Source organism: Capnocytophaga sputigena (assembly GCF_002302495.1).
GTDB classification, from domain to species: domain Bacteria; phylum Bacteroidota; class Bacteroidia; order Flavobacteriales; family Flavobacteriaceae; genus Capnocytophaga; species Capnocytophaga sputigena.
Map to the genome: position 1 here is coordinate 2,676,432 of NZ_CP022379.1, position 23,125 is coordinate 2,699,556.

Annotated in this window: 11 protein-coding genes; 10 read left to right on the forward strand and 1 reads right to left on the reverse strand. The window is 37.6% G+C overall.

The window, feature by feature from the left end:
- Positions 1-48: 48 nt before the first annotated feature.
- Positions 49-1,053 (reverse strand): aspartate--ammonia ligase, encoded by a 1,005-nt coding sequence (gene asnA / locus CGC57_RS12025; protein WP_095899313.1) that lies wholly within the window; start codon positions 1,051-1,053, stop codon positions 49-51.
- 217 nt (positions 1,054-1,270) lie between these two features.
- Between asnA and htpG the strand changes: the two genes are divergently transcribed.
- The 10 genes from htpG to tig all read left to right on the forward strand — a co-directional run bounded on the left by htpG (position 1,271) and on the right by tig (position 23,061).
- Entirely contained in the window at positions 1,271-3,166 is a 1,896-nt protein-coding gene (gene htpG, locus CGC57_RS12030; protein ID WP_095899314.1) for a molecular chaperone HtpG, read from the forward strand.
- Between the two features lie 163 nt (positions 3,167-3,329).
- Positions 3,330-3,902 (forward strand): PhnA domain-containing protein, encoded by a 573-nt coding sequence (locus CGC57_RS12035; protein ID WP_095899315.1) that lies wholly within the window; start codon positions 3,330-3,332, stop codon positions 3,900-3,902.
- A 239-nt stretch (positions 3,903-4,141) separates the two neighbouring features.
- The gene (locus tag CGC57_RS12040; RefSeq protein WP_095899316.1) at positions 4,142-5,689 is read left to right on the forward strand and encodes a sialidase family protein; all 1,548 of its coding nucleotides are present in this window, start codon (positions 4,142-4,144) and stop codon (positions 5,687-5,689) included.
- A 442-nt stretch (positions 5,690-6,131) separates the two neighbouring features.
- Positions 6,132-17,852 (forward strand): T9SS type B sorting domain-containing protein, encoded by an 11,721-nt coding sequence (locus tag CGC57_RS12045; RefSeq protein ID WP_095899519.1) that lies wholly within the window; start codon positions 6,132-6,134, stop codon positions 17,850-17,852.
- A 145-nt stretch (positions 17,853-17,997) separates the two neighbouring features.
- The gene (locus CGC57_RS12050; RefSeq protein WP_095899317.1) at positions 17,998-18,366 is read left to right on the forward strand and encodes a hypothetical protein; all 369 of its coding nucleotides are present in this window, start codon (positions 17,998-18,000) and stop codon (positions 18,364-18,366) included.
- A gap of 14 nt (positions 18,367-18,380) precedes the next feature.
- Positions 18,381-19,688 (forward strand): tRNA (N(6)-L-threonylcarbamoyladenosine(37)-C(2))-methylthiotransferase MtaB, encoded by a 1,308-nt coding sequence (mtaB, locus tag CGC57_RS12055; protein ID WP_095899318.1) that lies wholly within the window; start codon positions 18,381-18,383, stop codon positions 19,686-19,688.
- Between the two features lie 35 nt (positions 19,689-19,723).
- Positions 19,724-20,350 carry a hypothetical protein gene (locus CGC57_RS12060; RefSeq protein WP_095899319.1) on the forward strand — a complete coding sequence of 209 codons (627 nt, stop codon included), beginning with the start codon at positions 19,724-19,726 and terminating at the stop codon, positions 20,348-20,350.
- A complete protein-coding gene (locus tag CGC57_RS12065; protein ID WP_095899320.1) occupies positions 20,347-21,000 on the forward strand; it encodes a hypothetical protein in 654 nt (217 codons plus the stop codon). The genes CGC57_RS12060 and CGC57_RS12065 overlap by 4 nt, the downstream gene beginning before the upstream one ends.
- Position 21,001: 1 nt before the next feature.
- Positions 21,002-21,631 carry a trimeric intracellular cation channel family protein gene (locus CGC57_RS12070; protein WP_095899321.1) on the forward strand — a complete coding sequence of 210 codons (630 nt, stop codon included), beginning with the start codon at positions 21,002-21,004 and terminating at the stop codon, positions 21,629-21,631.
- 101 nt (positions 21,632-21,732) lie between these two features.
- The gene (gene tig / locus CGC57_RS12075; RefSeq protein WP_095899322.1) at positions 21,733-23,061 is read left to right on the forward strand and encodes a trigger factor; all 1,329 of its coding nucleotides are present in this window, start codon (positions 21,733-21,735) and stop codon (positions 23,059-23,061) included.
- Positions 23,062-23,125 lie beyond the last annotated feature (64 nt).

Below are 23,125 nucleotides of genomic sequence, written 5' to 3' on the forward strand. Positions count from 1 at the left end.
ATTGCATAATTTGGTTTTATAACTGCAAAAGTACAATAATTTATTGAATTACAATAGCTGAATACCGTTTTCTTCGCAAAGTTGCAGCATATCGTCTGTCCAGATAGAGGCTTGAACTTCGCCTATATGCGCTTTTTGCATCAGTAACATACAAATACGCGACTGACCGATCCCCCCACCGATGGTGAGCGGGAGTTTTCCTTTGAGCAACATTTGGTGATAGTCTAAGGTTTTGCGGTGTTCGGCATTAGCAAGTTGCAATTGGTGTGCTAATGATTTTTCGTCTACTCGTATACCCATAGACGAGAGTTCTAACGCGCTGTTTAACACGGGATTCCAGATGATAAGGTCGCCGTTGAGTTCCCAATCGTCGTAGTCGGGGGCACGGTTGTCGTGTTTTTTACCTGAGCGCAAGGTTTTACCTATCTGAGTGATAAAAATAGCCCCTTTTTCTTTGGCAAATACTTCTTCGCGTTTTTGAGGCGATAGAGTAGGGTAGCGGTCTTCTAACTCTTGCGAACTGATGAAGGTTATTTCTTTAGGTAAAAAAGCCTTACATTTAGGGTAGTGAGCAACGAGAGCGGCTTCAGTTTCTAAAAATGCGTTATAAAGCTGGTTGACTGTTTGTTGTAAGTATTCCAAGGAACGGTCGGAAGGAGCGATAACTTTTTCCCAATCCCATTGGTCTACGTAAATAGAATGGGTATTATCTAAAGTTTCATCACGACGGATGGCGTTCATATCGGTATAGATGCCTTCGTGTAGTGCGATGCCATAGCGTTTCAGTGCCAAGCGTTTCCATTTGGCAAGAGAGTGAATGATTTCGATAGTTTGACCTTCAGCATCTTTCATTTCAAAACTCACAGGGCGTTCCACACCATTAAGGTCGTCATTGAGACCTGTATTGCGTTTCACAAATAGAGGGGCGGAGATACGAGTGAGATGTAAGGCTTCAGATAAAGCTTTTTCAAAAGTATCTTTGATGAGTTTGATAGCGCGCTCAGTGTCCATAATGCCATAAGGCGATACATAGTTTTTAGGAATGATAATCATAATGAGTTGATTTTCTGATTTATCAATTTGACAATGAAAGCAAACTACAAAATTTATACCATATTAAGAATGAGGGGAGTATAAAAACATAAAAAAACACCTGCCATTTTGTCACCTTTGCTTATTTTGGTATTCTTTTCGCTATATTCGCCCAGTAAATAACAAATTAAGAGATATGGGTTTAACCTCTTATCTCTTACCTCTTAACTAAATAAAAATGAAAGGAAATATAAACGTCTCTGTGGAAAACATCTTTCCACTTATTAAAAAATTCTTGTATAGCGACCACGAGATATTCTTGCGTGAGCTTATCTCTAATGCCACCGATGCTACTCTTAAACTGAAACACCTAACTAGCATAGGCGAGGCAAAAGTAGAATATGGGAACCCTATTATAGAAGTGAAGGTCGATAAGGACAATAAAACCCTTCATATAACCGACCAAGGTATCGGTATGACGGCAGAAGAGGTCGAAAAGTACATCAACCAAATTGCCTTTTCAGGAGCTGAGGAGTTTTTGGAGAAATATAAAGATACTGCCAAAGACGCCGGAGTGATAGGTCATTTTGGATTGGGCTTCTACTCTGCTTTTATGGTAGCCAAACAAGTGGAAATCATCACTAAATCTTATACCGATGCTCCAGCCGTACGCTGGGTATGCGACGGTAGCCCTGAATTTACCTTAGAGGAAACCGACCTACGCACTGAACGCGGTACTGAAATTATCTTACACATCGCCGATGATTCTACTGAGTTTTTGGAAGACTTCCGTATCGAAGAGTTATTGCGCAAGTACAACCGCTTTATGCCTATCCCAATTAAATTTGGCACGAAACAAGAACCGTTACCTCGTCCTGAAAATGCCCCTGAGGATTATAAAACGGAATATGTAACGGTTGATAATATTGTAAATAACCCTAATCCTGCTTGGACGAAACAGCCAGCCGATTTGAAAGATGAGGATTATAAGGCATTCTATCACGAACTCTATCCAATGCAGTTTGATGAACCCTTGTTTCACATTCATCTAAACGTAGATTATCCGTTCCATCTTACCGGTATCCTCTATTTCCCTAAGCTCACTAACGATATGCAGTTGCAGAAAGACCGCATACAGTTGTATCAAAACCAAGTATTTGTTACCGATAACGTCGAAGGAATAGTGCCCGAGTTCTTAACAATGCTCAAAGGGGTGATAGATTCGCCAGATATTCCGCTAAACGTATCGCGTTCTTACCTCCAATCCGATGGTAATGTAAAGAAGATTGCTAATTACATCACTCGTAAGGTAGCTGATAAGCTAAAATCACTCTTTACTAATAATCGCGACGACTTCCAAAACAAGTGGAACGACATCAAGATAGTGCTCGAATATGGTATGCTTACCGATGATAAATTCTACGAAAAAGCAGCCGATTTTATGTTGTACCCCACTACTGATGGCAAGTATTACACTTTGGCAGAACTAAAAGAAGCAATAAAAGCTAAGCAAACTGACAAAAATGATACATTGGTAGTGTTATACGCTCAAAATAAAGAACAACAATACACAGCTATTGAGCAAGCTAAAGAAAAGGGCTACGAAGTGTTGTTATTGGATAGCCCTATCGTATCGCACTTGATACAGAAGTTAGAAGGAGATAATGAAAAACTTACTTTCACTCGTGTAGATGCTGCTCCTGTAGCTAAGTTAATTCAAAAAGAAGAACCTACTATTGCTAAACTCTCAGATGATGAAAAAAACACCCTGAAAGTTGAAATCGAGAAGGTAATTCCTAAAGAAGGCTATATGGTGCAGTTAGAAGATTTAGACAGTGATGATACGCCGTTCGTTATCAATCAACCCGAGTTTATGCGCCGTATGAAGGAAATGAGTGCTACCGGAGGAGGTGGTATGTTCGCTATGGGAGGCTTCCCCGAAGTGTATCACGTAGTGGTAAACAGCAATTCTCCTTTAACCGATGCTATCCTCCACTCTAAAGATGAAGTTCAAAAAGAAAGTCTTATCAAGCAAGCCTTTGATTTAGCACGACTCTCACAAGGTCTTCTCAAAGGTAAAGAACTTGCTGACTTTGTAAAAAGAAATTGGGAAATTAACAAATTAGCAAATTAGTAAATGAACACCATTACACTTTGCCAAAGGTTTTAGTAGCTTGTTGTGCTACGACCTTTGGCAAAGTTTTTTATTTTGGAAAGATAGAGCCTTTTTGTGTAGTTTAAAAGAAAGTTATATATTTGCACATTGATTAATTGAAAAACGATAATTTAAAATAATAATGATAGAAATCTTAAAATCCCGTAGTGGTAATTGTTGTGAGCTCTGTGGAGCTACTGAAAACCTAAGTGTATATACTGTGCCTCCTGCTAGAAACGAAAGTACAGATGATAGCCTTTTAGTATGCGGTACTTGCCTTGGTCAAATACAAAATCCCGAAATGATGGATAGCAACCATTGGCGTTGCCTCAACGATAGTATGTGGAGCGAACACCGCCCTGTAAAGATAATGGCGTGGCGTCTCCTCAACCGACTCAAAAACGAAGGCTGGTCGCTCGACCTTCTCAATATGATGTATTTAGATGAGGAAGAATTGGCTTTTGCCCAGGCTTCCGACGACCATTTGGAAGAGAGCGAAAAGGTAATTCACAAAGATAGCAACGGAGCAGTACTCGCTAATGGTGATAATGTTGTGCTTATCAAAGACTTGAAAGTAAAAGGCACTAGTATGACAGCTAAACAAGGTACTGTTGTGCGCAAAATCACTCTCGACCCCGAAAACGCTGAATATATAGAAGGTAAAGTTGATGGACAACAAATCGTTATCCTCACTCAATACGTGAAAAAAGCCTAATAATTTTATATCACACACTTAGCCAAAGTTTCTAATGTTTATATGACTTATATCTTTGACTAAGCTGATTACACCAGAATGTGTCTATTTGTTAATGAGAAATTTAATAAATAGACATATTTTTTATTTGTTAGTTTAAAAATAAAATTATACCTTTGCAGAGAAATTACTAAATATTTTTTGTAAATAACTTTGAATTGATAAATCTATATATTGGAAAATTAATATATTAATTTCTTATGAAACAACTATTTACCATTATTGCATTATGCTTCCTTGGCTTTGGTTATGCCCAAAAGGGAATGACTTTTACTCAAACACAAATGCCTTTGGCTACTGATAAAGATAATCCTATTACCTCATTTGTACTACCTATAAAGCAAGGAATAGAGATAAAAGAACTTTTCTTGCAGTTTAAAAGTAAAAAGCTCAATCTATCTGAACTCTCTGTTTATGTAGGAGCTAACGCTAAAAGAGAAAAGGCAACACTTTTTGCTAAAACTTCAAATCTCGGTTGTAACACCAAACTACAAGGAAACTTCAAAGCTACTAATGATACGCTTTTTGTTTGGGTTTCTGCCCGTACTACTCAAAAACCAGACCTCTTACAAAAACTCTACTTATCAAAGGTAAAACTCATCACTAATGAGGCAAAAATCACGCTCAACAATGCTAATAAAGAAGGACAGCGTTTTGCTATTGCTCTTCGTCAGCGTAAACAAGACGGGATAGAATGTTACCGTATACCAGGGCTTGTAACCACTAATAAGGGTACGCTGATAGCCGTTTATGATAATCGTTACAACAACTGCAAGGATTTGCAAGAAGATATCGATGTAGGAATGAGTCGCAGTACTGATGGTGGACAAACGTGGGAACCTATGAAAAAAGTGATTGATATGGGTGAGTGGGGAGGAAAACCTAACCGCCTTAATGGGGTAGGAGATCCTGCAGTTTTGGTAGACGAGCAAACCAATACTATTTGGGTGATGGGCTTGTGGCAGCACGGCTTAGATCCTCAAACAATGAGTTGGTGGGGCTCTAAAAGTGGAATGACTCCTGAGGAAACAGGGCAAATAGTACTAGTGAAAAGTGAAGACGATGGCAAAACGTGGAGTGAACCTATCAATATTACTTCTCAAATCAAAAATCCTGAATGGAGACTCTTTTTCCAAGGACCTGGAAGAGGTATCTCTATGAGCAATGGTACCTTGGTATTTGCAGGTCAGTTTAAAGATAAAGATCAAGTGCCTCATTCAACTATTATTTATAGTAAAGACCACGGCAAGACGTGGCACGTAGGTACAGGAGCCAAATCACACACTACTGAGGCGCAAGTAGTAGAACTCTCCGATGGTTCACTAATGCTCAATATGCGCGACGACCGCAATCGCTCTAATTATGAACTTTCTGATAATTATCACGGGCGTTCTGTAGCCGTTACAACCGATATGGGCAAAACGTGGGTAGAGCACAATACCTCTCGCACTGCTCTTACTGAACCTAATTGTATGGCAAGCATTATTTCTTATAAAGATAAAAAGGGAAAAAAGTATTTATTCTTCTCTAATCCTAACGATGCAAAAAATAGAATAAAAATGACTATCAAAACAAGTGATGACGATGGTAATACTTGGGATAAACTTCCCTCAGTATTATTGTATGAGCAAGCTGCTATGGGTTACTCTTGTCTTACAGTAATAGATAATAAATATATAGGTATTCTTTACGAAGGTGATGGAGATTTGTACTTCCAAAAAGTGCCAATTAAAGAATTTATAAAATAATAATAAAGATTGATATACATTTTGATATTCTTGTAATCAATCAACAAGTCACTTATTACAATATTTGCTGCCAATTCATAGTATCTTTGCTACTGTCGAATTGGCAGCCTCTTTTTATATCCAAAAACTCTAATTTTACCTTCTTTAAAAATTAAAACTAATCTTACAAAAACAGAAAAAATCTCCTCTAAAGACATCCAACTTAATAACTTTTTAAAAACTCAAAATGAAAAAAGACTTTTTCTGTATACTTATGAGCGTTACTTGCTTTAACAATAGTTTAACAAGGTTTAACTTTTGTTTAAAACGTTGATAAACAACTGTTTGATTAGGAAAATATTTTTCACTAAGTTTAGGTATATGTGAAACTATTGTAACTCTCATAAAAAAAATATACTTTTGTAAATTATTTATGTGTATCAATAAAAGTTCATATTACCTTATGAAAAAGTTTCTAATAGCAATTGTATGTTTTTTAACAGGATTCACTACTTATGCGCAAGAGTGTTTTGATGTACAACTAACACCTACAGCAGGGCAGTGTTTTTCAGATGCAAAGTTGAAAGTAACAGTGCAACCTAAGTCACCTATGCCTTCAGGTTGTACAGCTTCTGGAAACTATTTAGTAGAGCTTGTAAAGCCTGCTGGAGCACCAAGTGTGCAAAATATATCGGGCAATCCCGCAACTTATGAGTTTAATAGCTTACAAGCAGGTGCTTATACTGTAACAGTTAATGATGCTGTTACAGGTAGGAAAGTAGTAAAGAAAATTGCGCTTACTACTACCTACAAAACTATGAATATCAATAGTTTGCAAGTAAAAGCTCCTAGTTGTAATAGTTTGATAGATGGACAAATAGAATTTAAAATACCTTCAGGAGGTATAGGTCCTTTTCAAATAACTATCTTCAATAGTGCAGGTACAATATTAGTACCTGCTAAAACCTATACACGCCCTTCTCCTGTTACTAATTTTATTAGTATAAAAGGAGAAGCAGGCAAAGAATTGCGTTCGGGCAAGGTGACGGTTGAAATTAAGGATTTAGCCAATGGTAACCCCGACTGTGGAGATACCCAACGTATACCTGTGGATATACCTGCCGCACAAAACACTCCTGAGTGTTTCCCTATAAAAATAGGTGCCTACTATTTTAATATGGGGAACAATTGTAATTTTAACCTTCAGTTTTCATTAAATAAAACAACAGGAGGTCTTGTAACAGAAGCTCCTTATCAACACACTACTTATTTTAATGGTAAAGCAAAAATAGAGTTCCTTAATAGAGCAGCAGGTCCTATAATACCTGATTTCGAAAAAGGAATTTATAAGGTAAAAAATTATATATTCAAAAAAGGAGATAAAATACGTATTACAGTAGTAGGAGGGGTAAATACTATTACTGAAACTTATGAACTTTCTAATGATTTTTTAACACCTCCTTCTTGCAATGCTCCTACTAATGATAGAGGATTGGCAGTTGCCGATTTGTCTCAAAATGCTTGTGTGCCAGGGGGCGCTCGACTTCTTTGGGAAGTAATTACTTCTTATACTTCTCGTGAATTAACAGATCTCGTAACAAGCACTAAAAAAAATGTTTATGTAACTTTTCATAATACAGAGGGAACCTTTCCATATAATTTTACAGTAGAAAAATTAACAGGAGGTACTTGGAATACAGTCACTGGAGTAACTTGGAGTGGACAAGGAACATATCAAGAAGTTCAACGTCGAGCTACTGCCGATTTAACTGCTTCTGGACCTGGTAGATACCGTTTCCGTTATAAACACCCTAATAATTGTAGTGATATTTGCTCTCGTGAGTTTGATGCACAGCTTCCTAATACTTCTAATCCTGCAAAAGCATTAGATGATTGGCAGTTCGCTTATGGTATCTATGAAAATACAGGTACTATATTTAGGCAATTTATAGGTAGCGATAAAAATATAAGCTATCCTGTTACTATCAATTTAACACCAGCCGATGGACGTAAAGCCATTTCATTTGCTACGCGTTTGCCTTTTACTGAAACCGTTACTAAAACAATTGTTTTCCCACTTACTCTCACAAATCCTGGAACTATCAATTATTCTGGTTGGGGAGATTTACCAGCAGGTACTTACTCTCTTTCTGTTACTGATAATTGTGGTAATACTGCTACCAAAACTATAGTAATAAGTATGGTGAGAAAACTTACCGATAAACTTACTGTTAATTCTAATTGTAATAGTGGTTATGTTACCTATGATGTAGGAGAAATGTATGGAACCACTACTAATTTACAAATGATATTAAAAAGTGAGATTTCTACTGGAGTTTACAAAGCTATCAATACTCCAGCTACTATGAGTAGGTTACCAGTTCATACTTTTTCAAACTTATCACCAGGTAATTATGCTATCCAACTTACTCACTTATATTATCAATTACCTAATAACAAAATAGTAAATGGTAATGTAAAATCAGTTCTACAAACAAAGAAAAATACATTTGATGTATTCGATCATTATATAGAAAAACAATTTACACTGAAACCACAAGCCTCAATAGTGCCTCAACACTCATCAGCGGCTTGTAGTGCAGCAAATGGCTCTGGTATTATTTCTGTAGATGTTACAGGACAACAAATTACTTATCCACTTACTTTTTCATTGTATAAAAAACCTAATCTTACTACACCTATAGATACTAAAACTTTCCAAGAAACAGACCCTAATAATACTTATACTGTATTTAGAAACTTACAAGATGGAAGTTATTTGGTAAGAGTAAGACATCAATGTCAAACAGTACAATTTGATGAAGAGGTAAAAATTGATAACGTTTCTAATCCTATAGTGTCACTTAGGGCTGCCCCTTCTTGTAGAGGAGATCAAGCTACTCTTTACCTCAGTCTTTCAGACTTATTGTTTGATGTCCGTTGGTATCAACTTAACTCATCAGGACAACGTACCACAAGTACTCCACTTGGTACAGGGCAAGTATTTAGTAATCCTATCTCCGAAACTACTACTTTTGAAGTAGAATATAAACTAAAAGATAATATAGGCTGTTCAGGAACTAATACTTTGATGACCAAAACCGTAACGGTTACATTACCTAAGGATACAACGCCTCCAGTAATTTCAGGTTGTCCTTCTGATATTACAGTAATAGCTGATGCTGGCAAATGTAGCAAAAAAGTATCGTGGACAGAACCTACTGCTACTGATACTTGTTATGATGCTACACGTGTAACTCGCTCTCACGCTCCTAATACTGAGTTTGGCATTGGTACTCATACCGTAGTATATACATTCTCTGATATTTATGGTAATATAAGCACTTGTACTTTCAAGGTGATTGTACAATCACGTGCTTTAGAAATGACTGTAAATGCTCGTTATACCAATAGCGCAGGGGCAACAGTAACACAACTCAATCCTAATGATGAGTTTATATACGAAATTTCTTACCAAAATACAGGTCAGAATGCTATTAGTACTGCTTCACTCACTGTGAAATTGCCTACTAATGCAAAAATAATTACTAATGGTAGCCCTAATCTAACAGGAGCTACCCAAGGAGCTATTGCCCCTGGACAAAGTTATGACCCTATAACTAAAACCTACTTATTTAATATACCAGGGGCTACTATTCCTTCAGGTGGTGCTGTTAAGGTAATCAAAATCCCAATGAAACACACCGGCGGTTGTGTAGAAGCCTCTAAACCTTGTGGTAACTACTTCACTATGGGATACCAAATGAATTATGGTAGTGTAACTCCTGGTTGTAATATAGCACCTCAAGCCAAAGAAGGAACTCATTCTATGACTATCAACACAGTGGGTTGCTCACGTCAAGAAGTGTTCTGCCCAGGTAATACGCTTAATCTTACTGCCGAACAAGGTTTTGATACTTATAAATGGTTTGTAAATGGGACTCATCAACCAGCTTATACTACTTATCAGTATACAGGAGCTGGAACAGCTGGTACTTACAGAGTAGAGAAAACAAAAGTTTGTGATGGTGTTCAAATCACTAGTGAAGAGGTGATTAACTTCCAAGCAGCTACAAATGCTACCGATCCTATCCGCTCTCAAGCGAACAATGTAGGGGTTACTTGTCCTGATAATAATATTTGGACAAGCCACTTCTATTTGTGTGATGGTAATAGCAAAACCATTAACGTAAACTATGTGAACACTACTTTCCAATGGCAACAATGGAATGGATCTTGTACCGAATCATCTTCTGATTGTAGAAATTTAGAAGACCAATGTTGGTTGCCATTACACACTAATAATAGTTTCCAACTCAATACTTCAGGTAAATACCGCTTAAAAGTACAAAGTGGTAGTTGTACCAATTTCTTTTATTTTGAAGTTTTCACAGCTGGTTTAGGTGGTAATGTAGGTGATGTAATTCACCAAACTGATTTTAGCCAAGGCTCTGTAAAAGTATCAATGAATACTAGTGGTATCAGCTATAACATTCGTATATTTGATGAGAATGGTGCAGAAGTGAAAAATATCACTACTACTAGTAACGAAACCCGTATAAACGGACTTTCAAAAGGTAATTATACTGTGAAAGTAACTTCTCCTCAAGTGGTAGGTTGTGAGTTCAATGGTTCTTTTGAGATTAAAAAACTCAACAAGATGACAATGACTGCTACTTTCAAAGGATTTAAACAGTGTAATACAGCAACCTTTGAATTTAAAGCAGAAGGAGGAGAAGCTCCTTATCGTTTCTTCTTATGGACGATAGATGGTGTACAACAGCACGCTAACGAGCCTGCAGCTTTAGCCTCTACGCCTATTGCTACTCAAAGTGTAGGTGAAAGTTCTAAAACTATAGATGTGCCTAATATCACCCAAATAGGAGAATATGTATTCTTAGTAGGTGATGTGCGTAATGGTGCATTTGCACTTTCTAATAAGGTGATGGTTACACCACCAGATCCTCATAAATTTACCGTATCAGCAACTGCCGAGATTGCTTGTGCAACCCAATCTAATACAGGAATTATCAATACTATATTCGATGTTCCTAACCAAAAACGCAAAGTGAGCCTCTATGCTCTTGATGCTAACGGCAATCGATTGCCAAACCCACGTACAAGCCCAGGAGGTCTTTTCACAGGATTAACTGCAGGTACTTACGAGATATTTATAGAAGCCCAAGTAGGGGTTACAACTTGTACTTATAGCAAGAAACCAATTGTAATTAAACCTACTCAAAATCCATTACAAGGTTTTGCCTCTATAGTAGCCGATAAATCTTGTGATACTAATAATCCTAAACAATATAAAGTAGCTGTAGCTAATATGTCAGGAGGAACTGCTCCTTACCGTTATAGTTTCGATGGTGGAGCTAGTTTTGGAACAACTGCTATAGGCTATATGGGAGGCTCTGGTAATGTATTCGTAGAAGATAGCAAAGGCTGTCGCATAACATTACCTATTAAGGTAGCTCCTGAGGTAATTCCTTCAGTAGGAATAAGCTCTATTACCTATCGTTGTGATAGTGGTAATGGGGTAGTAACCCTTACAATTTCAGCTACAGTTTCTCAAACTTATGAGTATAGCATTGATGGTGAAACTCCACAAACTATCAATGGTACTACTGTAATGCGTGAACTCACTCCAGGGGTACACTCTCTTACAGTATACTACAAAACTGTAGTTACCGATACTACTACCAATGTGCTCTTTAGAGAAGATTTTGGTACAGGTAATGACGAATGCCTCTCTGGTGCTAACACAGCTTTCACTTGTGCAACTACTGGAACTCTTTCAGATGGTAATTATATCCTCACCAAAGCAGTAACCCTCCAATCTGGTTGGGTAACAACTCCTCCTGCCGACGCTTCAGGCGGTCGCTATATGGCGATAGCAGGTAGTGGAGGTAATGAAATGGTATATGAAAAACGTTTGAATGGAATAGAAGTGAATAAACCTCTTACTGTGAGTTTAGATGTGATGAGTCTAATCCCTACAGCAGGAGTAGCACCGCGTTTCAATGTAGAAATTCGCAAGAGTGATGGCTCTCTATTAGTTAGTAGATATGCAGGTACTGCTGCTAATGGAGCTGGTTGGACAACTCTAAAAGCTGATTTTTCAGCTACCGAAATAACTGGATTTAGTGATAACCAACTTATCATAAGAATTATAAATATAGCAGTCAATACCTATAATAATTTAGGTAACGACTATGTAATTGATAATATAACAGTATTCCAGCAACCTAAAGTTTGTGGTAATAGCATTACGCAACTCATCAATATAGAAGCTAATAAGCAAATGCGTATTGAAAAATATGGAGCTGACAAGAATGTAAGCTGTTATGGTAGCCACGATGGTGCTATAGGTATAAGGGTAGTGAATCCAGTTTCTAACCAAGTGAAATATACTATTGATCCTTATCAAACTACTTGGACTACCACTACTCTCAATGCTCAAGGAGTCTTTACCATCACAGGTCTTTCAGCTACCCAAAATGGTGTAGTTACTGTACAAGATGCAACTCAAAATTCTTGTGTAGTATCACTTGCTGGAGGTTATAAAATAGGTGAACCTAGTGTAATTACTCCTACTGTAGTAGTAACCGATAAAGCTACTTGTTTCAATAATCAGAAAGCAAAAATGAGAGTTTCGGCTACGGGTGGTACTCCTAACTATCGCTTCCAAGTAGGGCTTGTAACAGGTACACTTAGTGCTATGTCAGCTCCTTCTATCAATCCAGTAGAGTTCCCTAACCTTTCACCTGGTACTTATAGTTTAGTAGTAACCGATAACAACAATTGTACTACCCAAACTACTTTTGAGATTGTAGCTCCAACTACTATTTCAGCTACTGCCGAACCTGCTTCTTATTGCTATCAATTTGGTGATGCCAAATATGTATTGATTAATGTCTTGAGCGGTAATGGTAATTACAAAGTACAAAAACAAGGTAGTACAAGTGTTTATGCTTTCTCTTCAGGTAGCTTTACTTATCCTGAAGAAGTAGCTTCTGGCACTCACACCTTTACAATTACCGATGGCTATGGTTGTGCTACAACTGTAAGCACTAAAGTATTTGATGCTCTTAGCTTGCAAGTATTGCCTACTCATCAACAGTACGCTGATTGTAAAGGAGGAAGCGTAACCTATACCCTTACAGCAAAAGGTGGTGACCCAGCAGCTATCAAAACCTTTAGGGTGAGCACTGATAATGGAGCTACCTATACTACAATAGGTACAGCTGTAAGTCAAATACCTTATTCTACAAATGCAACAACTAATACTGATTTCAAATTCCAAGTGCTTTACTATCCTGATGGTAGTGAGTGTAAGGCAGAACAGTATGTAACTTTGCGCAGTGATCCTCCGCGTTTGCTTGTAGGAACACTCACTGTTACAGCAGCTACTTGTGATCGTGCTAATGGAACTTTACAGTTATCTCCATCCGATTATTATGTAGGAACGTCTTCACACACTGTACAAGTACTTGATGCTGCTAATGCAGTACATACAATGACGGCTTTAGCTCCTGGAGTTTATACTCTCAAAATCACTGATGACAGAGGTTGTGTGTTTACACAAAACTTTACAGTAAATGGTGAGCCTCAACTTACAGCTACAGTTACAGTTACCAAGCAAATTAGCTGTAACTCTTCCACTGCCGATTTAGCAGTGAAATTGATTACAGGTGGTAAAGCTCCTTATACTATTAAGGTAGAAAATACAACTCATAACACTACACAAAGTGTAACTCATAATAGTCAGGCAGCTAATACTACACTGCCATTTACAGGATTGAACTATGGTAACTACAATATTACTATTGTCGATGCTAATGGTTGTGAAACTCACTTGCAAACAGTAGTGAATGCAAATACTACCTCTATTACGGTACGTTATGATACACCTACAGCTTGTAGTACTACCCATAATGCTTACGTGAAAGCAGCAGGTACAGCCTCATTCACTACTACTGCCAATGCTTACTTTGCGGTATATCGTACAGGTATCCAAAACCCAATAGCTCCTTGGACATCTACTAAGGTTGTTCCTAATAGTACAGGAGGTAGTGATACTTGGTATAAAGGTAGCCCAGTAGTAGGTGGAGTAGAGGCTAATGTACCTAACCTTACTCCAGGAGTGCGTTATACCTTTGTAGTATACAATGCTGATACGGGTTGCCGTTATACACACGAGGCTACTGTACCAGTGCCTACACACTCTACTTTGGCAGTAACCTTATCTCAAACGCCTACAACCTCTTGTGCTGGAGCTAATGATGGTAAAGTAAATTATACCCTTAGTGGCTGGCAAGCTGGTAGTACTATTACTTGGAAGATATACAATAATAATACTCATCAGCAAGTAGATGCGGGTACAGCGGCAGCAGTAGCTACACCGCAAACCGCTGGAACTTCTTTGCCTGCAGGTCATTACTATATTGTATTTACCGAAAGTCCAAGCAACTGTACACAAGCTCTTCACTTCGAAGTGAAAAAATCTCGTTTGCAAATGCAGATATCTGCAACAGCTACTCAAAAAGCTTCTTGTAATACTTTGGGTGAAGCGTGGTTGAATATCACAGGAGGTACAGCTACTTATACTTATGGTTATGTAGCTTCAGGAGGAGCAGCTCCATCTGTAATGACTCGTACTATTCAGGCTTCAGATTATATCAAATTACCTGCGGGTACTTGGGATGTATATGTACGCGATGCTTATGGTTGTTTGCAATCTGCTACGGTTGCCATAGGAGCTTTTGATACCCCCCATATTGATAATGTTGCTACATTGTCTTGTCAAGCATATAACAACCATAATGGTAAAGTCCCTGTGAAGGTGACTCTTGATAAGATAGGTCAAGGGGCACACTACTATAGCTTAGATGGCAGTGCCGAAAGAGTGATTGTTTGGACGATAGCTAACCAAGCGTTTGAGGTAGAAGTAGATCCTATTATAACACATACTATTACAGTAAAAGATGTAAATGGTTGTGTAACTACAGCTACTTTCAGTACTACAGCTATTATTACCGCTTCGGCTACACTTAGCAAAGTCAAAACTTGTGCAACCCCTACAGCTGCTATCAGCGTAACTGTAGCTGGAGGAATAGGTACTTATAGCTATACTTTAGAGCATATAGATAATGGTAGCATAGCTGGACAAATCATTGTTCAAAACCAAGCATTGTCAGCAGGAACTACTACCATTACAATTCCAGCACCAGCCGATGAAGGTGTTTACCGCATTACTATCTATGATGCCGAAACAGAAAGCTGTCCTATAGTAAAAGAAGTAACCCTTCCTGCTCCTGTATTGCCTAATATAGATAACTTAGTAGTACAATCTTATCACGAAAAATGTAATTTAGGTCTTACAGCTACTGGTACTGGTGTTATAGAGGTTGCAATGCCTACTGATAGTGATAGTTACACATTCCGTATCCTTAGTGCTACCGATCGTACTACAGGAGCAGCAGTTCCATTCACAGCTACACCAAGCTCTGCGGGAACTCACAATGCTACCTTCACTCAGTTGCACGGTACACCTATAGGAGTATTATATGTATTGCAACTTACAGTAAACTCAACAGGTTGTATAGCTAATTTCACAGCTGAAATCACCTCTCCAGAGCCATTAGAATTGCAAGTAGGAGTGATTAGTGCTACAGAGTATGTTTGTGAGGGTACAAATGGATTATCAACACCTAAAGTAAGTGTAGATACGACTAAGATACGTGGAGGTATTCCACCATATACCATTGAGTTCTTTGATAATGGAGGCAATAGTTTAGGAAATGGAACAGAGTATACACTTCCGAACTTAAATGGAGGAACTTTCTACGCTACAGTAAAAGATGCTTCAGGCACCTGTGCTACAAGCACTACAAGCGTAACAGTAGCACCAGCCTTTGAGTTACAAACTCTAAGTATTACCACAACAACATCAGCTACTTGTGTGGTAGATGAGGTAATAAATATCAGTGTAACAGCTACACCTACATATATAGCAGGCACACCATTGCGTTACGTGATAAAAGGAACAGATAATGCCTTTGCAACTATTACCACAACAACGGCAACCAGCTTGAGTTTGACCCTCACAGGTTCACAAAACTTGGCAGGTTCAAACTATACGATAGAGGTCTTCAACGAGAAGACAGGCTGTAGTATTACGGGAGTTTATACCGTAAAAGATGCTAATACCTTTGAGATGACTTCTCATAACCCAGTGAGAGCTGTTTGTCATAACGATAATGGTAGCATTGCGATAACCTTAGTAGATAAAGATCTCTCTAATGGCGATCAATCAACAGCAGGCTTTACATATACTGTTACAGCAGTAAGTGGCGGAGCGACAACTACGGGTACAGTATTGGGTAATACCACAACACTTACCCTAGTAGGCGGCTCTTACGATATTGAAGCAATATCAAATGCTACAGGTTGTAAGGTAGCTAAACATCGATTTGTGATACCATCGAACCCAGCCGAGATAAAAGTGATTTATGTATCACAAAAAGTATCGGTAGACTGTAATAATGAAAATGGGGTTGTAGCCCTTACAGTCATCGGAGGTCAACAAGTCTATACAGTAACCCTTACAGATCCAGTAACAGGAAATGTATATACAAAATCAGATATTCCAGAAGGATCACCAGGAGTAGAAATCACACAAGTGAAAGCGGGTAATTATAATATTACCGTAATAGACGCTTTAGGTTGTACAACAGCTACCGGAACCCTTAGTGTAACAGTAGCCCCATATAATGCTATCAATACAGCGAGCATTACTGTAGCGACAACTTCAATCACTTGTATAGATGCTAAAGATGGTACACTCAAAGTGTCAGGAGTAGCAGGAGGTGCTCCACCTTATCACTATATGTTAATAAGAATATCAGCAACAGGTAGTGATTTACCAGAGATAGCCACCACCGATAGTGAGGTAACTTTCAAAGGTATAGAACCAGGAACTTATCGAGTGGATATCTATGATGCACAAAACTGTTCAGTTACAGTGTCAGGAAGCTATACCTTTGTAAATCCATCGCCTATCACTGCCGATATAAACACACTCAATTCTACGTTTGTAACTTGTAAAGGAAGTGATAGTGGTAAGGTAGAGATTACAAATATCACGGGAGGCACCCCTACTTATACGCTTACAATAATTAGAGCCGACAACGGACAAAAGGTAACTCCTGAAGTAGAAACCACAGGAACAAGTCATACCTTCAATGATTTAGGTCCAAGTCCTAAGGATAGTTACTATCAGGTAGTAATAAAAGATAGCCACGACTGTACAATGACTAAGACCTTGACCTTCACAGTAGAAGAGTTGCCAGATGTTAGTATCAACGAATTTAAATACTATGGTACTTGTCAAGCGAACTCAAATAGTTATGTAGATTATTTAGAGGTACATTTCAACAATCCATCACCTGACTATAGTAAGATTACTTATAGTTTGAATGGAGGAGCATCAGCTACATTCACACGTACGGTAGGTAATATAGCTTATATTGATAATTTCAACAGAGCTTCAGTTACCCAAACGGTAGAAGTAACCTATACGGTAGTATCCTCTATTCCAGGAATGACAGGCAGTTGTAGTGCTTCCGAAACAATCACAATTGATCCTTACACACCGCTTACTGTTACACGAGTAACGACCAATACAACACTTAATACATTAGAGGTATTGGCACAAGGCGGTAGAACGAATAACTTTAGAGGTTATACATACTACTTCAATGAGGTAAGTAAAGGAGATAATCCGGTGTATAAAGTCAACCATAATGATCCTGAAAAAGAAATTGGAGGTCGTCGTTACAAGGTAGTGAATGTACGAGTAGAGGATGCCGAAGGTTGTACTGTTACAGCGACTTACGAGGTAGAGTATTTTGATATAGAAATTCCAAACTACTTTACGCCCAATGGAGATGGAGAGAATGAGGTATGGAAGCCTAAGTATTTAGACAATAATGTAAATGCCCGCATCTACATATTCGATCGTTATGGACGTCGATTAGTGGTGTTAGAATCAGGTCAAGGTTGGGATGGTACTTATGAAAAACGTCCAATGCCATCAGGAGACTACTGGTATATCATCGAAATCAACGATCAATTATACGATAAACGTGAGTTCTATGGTAACTTTACTTTGTTCAGATAATAAAGCAAACTGATAAAATAATGAGAGAGCTATTCGCCAGAGTAGCTCTTTTGTTATTATTTCATAATTTGTATTTCGTAATTCGTAATTTGTAATTCGTAATTCGTAATTATTTTGTATTTTTGCCGCCAAAAAGATTTTTATTATGACGGAACACGAGCTGCTAAAAGCCCGTTGGGAGGAAATTGTACAACGCCTCTCCGATACTTTTACAGAGGGTGAAACTCTAAATGTCGATGGTATCATCTACCTCATTGGTGTTCAAGAACTCGGACAAATAGGTCGTTCTTATGCCAAAGATGAAAAAGTAGATCTAATGCATATCGCTATTTGCAAACTCTTAGAACCCTTTGGTTATTATAAATATGAATTTACTGACCCCGATGGTTGGCCTCATTATACTTTAGTACAAGAGCTCCCAGCTCTCAAACCCGGAGAACAAACCATACTGATGAAAAAAGCTATTGTCCAATACTTTTTGGATAGAGGCTTTTTTCTAACGACTAATGACTAAACGCTAACGACTAAATGAAAAAAGTAGCATTCTATACTTTGGGTTGTAAACTCAACTTTGCCGAAACCTCTACTATCGCACGTAGCTTTGAAGAGGATGGCTATATTCGTGTTGATTTCGACGACCCTGCCGATATATACGTGATTAACACCTGCTCAGTTACCGAAAACGCAGATAAACAATTTAAACAAATCGTACGCAAAGCACTGAAAACAAACCCTAAGGCATTCTTGGCGGCAGTGGGTTGTTATGCTCAATTAAAACCAGAAGAACTCGCTTCAGTAGATGGGGTTGATTTGGTATTAGGTGCCAAAGAAAAGTTCAATATCACTCAATATATTGATGACCTCACCAAAAATAATGAGGGCATCGTGCACTCTTGCGAAATTTCCGAAACCGATTTCTATGTCGGAAGTTATTCCATTGGCGACCGTACGCGTGCATTCTTAAAGGTGCAGGACGGCTGTGATTATAAGTGCACTTATTGCACTATCCCAATGGCACGTGGTATTTCGCGAAGTGATACCATCGAAAATATATTGAGCAACGCTAAAAAAATATCTGATAAAGGTATCAAAGAAATAGTGCTTACGGGGGTGAACATAGGCGATTACGGCAAAGGTGAATTTGGTAATAAAAAGCACGAACACACCTTTTTAGAATTAGTGCAGGCTCTTGATAATGTTGAAGGAATAGAGCGCCTGCGTATCTCATCAATCGAACCCAATCTTATCAAAGACGAAACTATCGACTTCATAGCACAGTCTAAAAGTTTTGTGCCTCACTTTCATATCCCATTACAGAGTGGAAGTAACGAAATCCTTAAAAAGATGAAACGCCGCTATTTGCGTGAACTTTATGTTAGTAGGGTAGCCAAAATACGCGAAGTGATGCCCGATGCTTGTATTGGGGTAGATGTGATTGTAGGCTTCCCAGGTGAAACTGATGAACATTTTTTAGAAACCTATCATTTTTTGAATGATTTAGATATATCTTACTTACACGTATTCACTTATTCTGAGCGTGACAATACTGAAGCAGTACTTATGGAGGGTGTAGTCCCCGATGCAGTACGTGCTAAACGCAGTAAGATGTTACGGGGATTGTCAGCTAAGAAACGCAATGCTTTTTATGAGAGCCAGTTAGGTAAAGAAAAAACAGTCCTTTTCGAGAGCGATAACAAGCAGGGATATATTCACGGGTTTACTGAGAATTATGTAAAAGTAAAAGCCCCTTGGGATCCTGCTTTAGTGAATACCCTCCACAAAGTAAAACTTACCAAAATAGATGTAGACGGAATGGTGCGCTTTGAGTTTGTATAAGTAGAACAAAGAAATTTAAAAATAATAAAACAACAATGGTACACTATAAAACAGAATTAATGTTAGAATTCCCTGGTTTTGTACTTTTCGATCCAGTAGTACTACAAGAATTTGTACTTGAAAAAGGAATAGAAGATGACGATTTACTGAAATACTTCATCAATAATCCTACTATAGGTGAGGAAAGTATCCAACGAGGAATATTACTGCCTATCTATAATATAGAGCCTTTTGATTATGAAATACTCATAAACACAACTACCAAAAGTGAAATTCCTACTGAATGGGTAGTTTTTAAAAATGAAGTCTCATTACCTCTACAAATAAAAAGCGGAAGATTAGCTGTGGAAGATATCTTTATGATAATGAATTGGGATTATGAAAGCAATTATTCCGATTTTGCTAATGAAAAGAACCTAAATCCTCAACCTGCTGTAGAAGGAGTAGAATTAAATGGAGACACAGGAGATAGATTTGATATTCCAGCAGGTAATTACGGGGTAAAAGTATTAGGCTTCTTAGATGTAAATGAACCTGATATTTTTGAGAGTAAGTGTGGCTATGAATTGTTTTTTGAAAAGATGGATACTTTGCCTATAATTCCTGAAAATATAGATGTAGATAAGTTGGATTATAAAGTAAAAGTAATATATGAAAGATGAAAATCCTTTTAACAATTACCCTATCTCTACTGCTTTTTTCCTGCAATAACTCTGTGATTAGCTTCAAAAAATCTTGCAATGCCGAAACAGCAAAACAAACGGTTGCCGAATTAGCAGAAGTAAAAGCTAAAATAAAGCAATTAGAAACACTTATAGGAAATAATCCTACTTATTGGGTGCAAGATAGTATACAAAGAGATAACAAAACCTATTATCGTTTGCAACTGCTCAACAAATTGTCGTATACCGATGTGCATCTCTATACTTTTGCAATGCCAAAAGATGATTGTAAACAAGTGTTTTGGGAACAAAAAAAAGGGACTCTATTGCCTTATGCCGAAATCGAAAAACAAACGAAACAAGCAATAACTCAACAGAAACAATTTCCCGCTTTTTTCAAACAATTCACTACCGATATGGCTTTTAGGCAACAACATTTGTCTGAACCTCTTTTGCGTTTATTGCTACAGAAAGATGGCAGCCTACTCCTTACTGAAGAAGAATTACTTACTGATGAGTTTAACGAATTACAAACTTATAGTTTTAATTATTACCCTGATAGTGTGTTGTGCAATGACCCCGACAAGGCTATAACCCTTGTATTTATTCCTGTAAATAATACTTGGAAACTTACTCAAATTTGGCATTAAAATGGAAGATTTTATTCAGTTTTTATCGCAAATCGACCAGATTTATCTCTGGGATTTAATCGGAACGGCTGTCTTTGGTGTTTCCGGTGTATTAGTAGGCTTAGAACGCCGTATGGATATCTTTGGAATGCTCATCTTAGCCTTTGTAACGGGGGTAGGAGGAGGAACACTCCGCGATATTATGATAGGTAGTGTCCCCGTATTTTGGATGAAGAATCTCACTTATATATTAATGATTGTCATTAGTGTAGTGATTACCATTCTATTCAAAAAACAGTTCTCAGAACATTGGAGCAAATCGCTAATGTTGTTTGATACCATTGGGCTGGGGGTTTTCACTATCATTGGTATAGAAAAAGCCCTGCGTTTTGGCTTATCGCCTACCATAGCTATTATTTTAGGTACAATGACGGGTAGTTTTGGAGGAGTGATAAGAGATATATTAGCTAACAAATTGCCAGCTCTTTTCCATAAAGAAATTTATGCAACTGCTTGTATTGCAGGAGGTACGGTCTATTTTCTTATTGATGATTTCGTTAATCATAATTTAGTAGTATTCATCACCATAATGGTAGTGATTTCTGTGCGATTGCTGTCGGTAAAATACCGTTGGGAATTACCAAAATTCTAATTCCTAATTCCTAATTTCTAAAAAAATACATAAAACCTTGTGTATATAAACATTTTGTACTACCTTTGCAAATTGAAATTTTAGATTAAATATTTTTAAAAATGAATATTAACAGAGAGCAAGTAGATGCTTTAAATGCTGTCATTAAGATAGCAATTGAAAAAAACGACTACGCCGATAAAGTAGAGAAAGTACTAAACGATTACAGAAAAACCGCTTCTATCCCTGGATTTAGAAAAGGTCACGTGCCTGCGGGAATGATTAAAAGACAGTACGGTAAAGCTGTGAAGTTCGACGAGATCAACCGTGTGTTGCAAGACTCGTTGTATAAATATATAAACGACGAAAAACTCAATATCTTGGGTAATCCACTACCTAAAGAAAAACAAGATATCAACATAGATGCCGACGATTTTACTTTTGAGTTCGAAATTGGCTTAACTCCTACTATCGAAGTGAATTTAAAACCTAAAAAAGCTATAGTTCGCTATGAAATAGAAGTAGCCGATGACCAAATCGATAAACAAGTAGAACGTATCCAAAAACAATTTGGTAAACTCGTTGCTAAAGGTGAAGTAATCAATGATGATAGCCTTGAAATTACAGGTACTTTCTTCAACGAAGAAAAATCTATCGATTCTCAAGCTACTTTCACTTTAGAAAAACTTAGTGATGCTGCACGCAAAGAGTTCATCGGTAAAAAAATAGGAGACCAATTCCAATTGCAAACTAAAGGTTTGTTCAAAGATGTTCATAGTCTAATGCACTACCTCAAAGTATCTCACGATGAGGCTCACCACTTGGAGGTGGAAGTTACTTTCACTTTGGAAGAGGTAAACGAACGTCAAGGTGCTGCTTTAGATCAAGAATTGTTCGACAAACTCTTCCCTGATGGAAGTGTAACTACTGAGCAACAATTGCGTGACAAAATAAAAGAAGGCGCTCAACACCAATACAACGAGCAAGCCGACCAGCATTTCCTCAACACAGTTACCGATTATTTAGTAGATAATACTAAATTTGACCTCCCTGAAACTTTCCTTAAAAAATGGTTACGTACAGCAGGTGAAAAAGAACTTACTGAACAAGAAGCTGAGGAAGAGTACAGCCGTTCAGAAAAAGGTTTGCGCTACCAGCTTATAGAAGGTAAAGTATTGGAGGAAAATAACTTACATCCTAAGTTCGAAGAGTTGAAAGATTTTGCTCGTGATTATATCAAAGGTCAATTAGCGCAATATGGTATGCCTACTGATGACGATAGCTATGTAGATGGTATCGTTGATCGCGTATTGCAAAACCGTGAAGAAGTACAACGTATTCAGCAACAATTAGTATTTAAAAAACTCATCGACTTCTACAAAGAAAATGTTAAAACAGAAGTTAAAAAAGTAACTTTTGATGAGTTTGTAAAAGTAGCTTTCCCTGAATAGTAATTTTTACAAAATACTATAAACCAGTCCAAAATTGCTAATGATAAATACTATTTTGTATCTT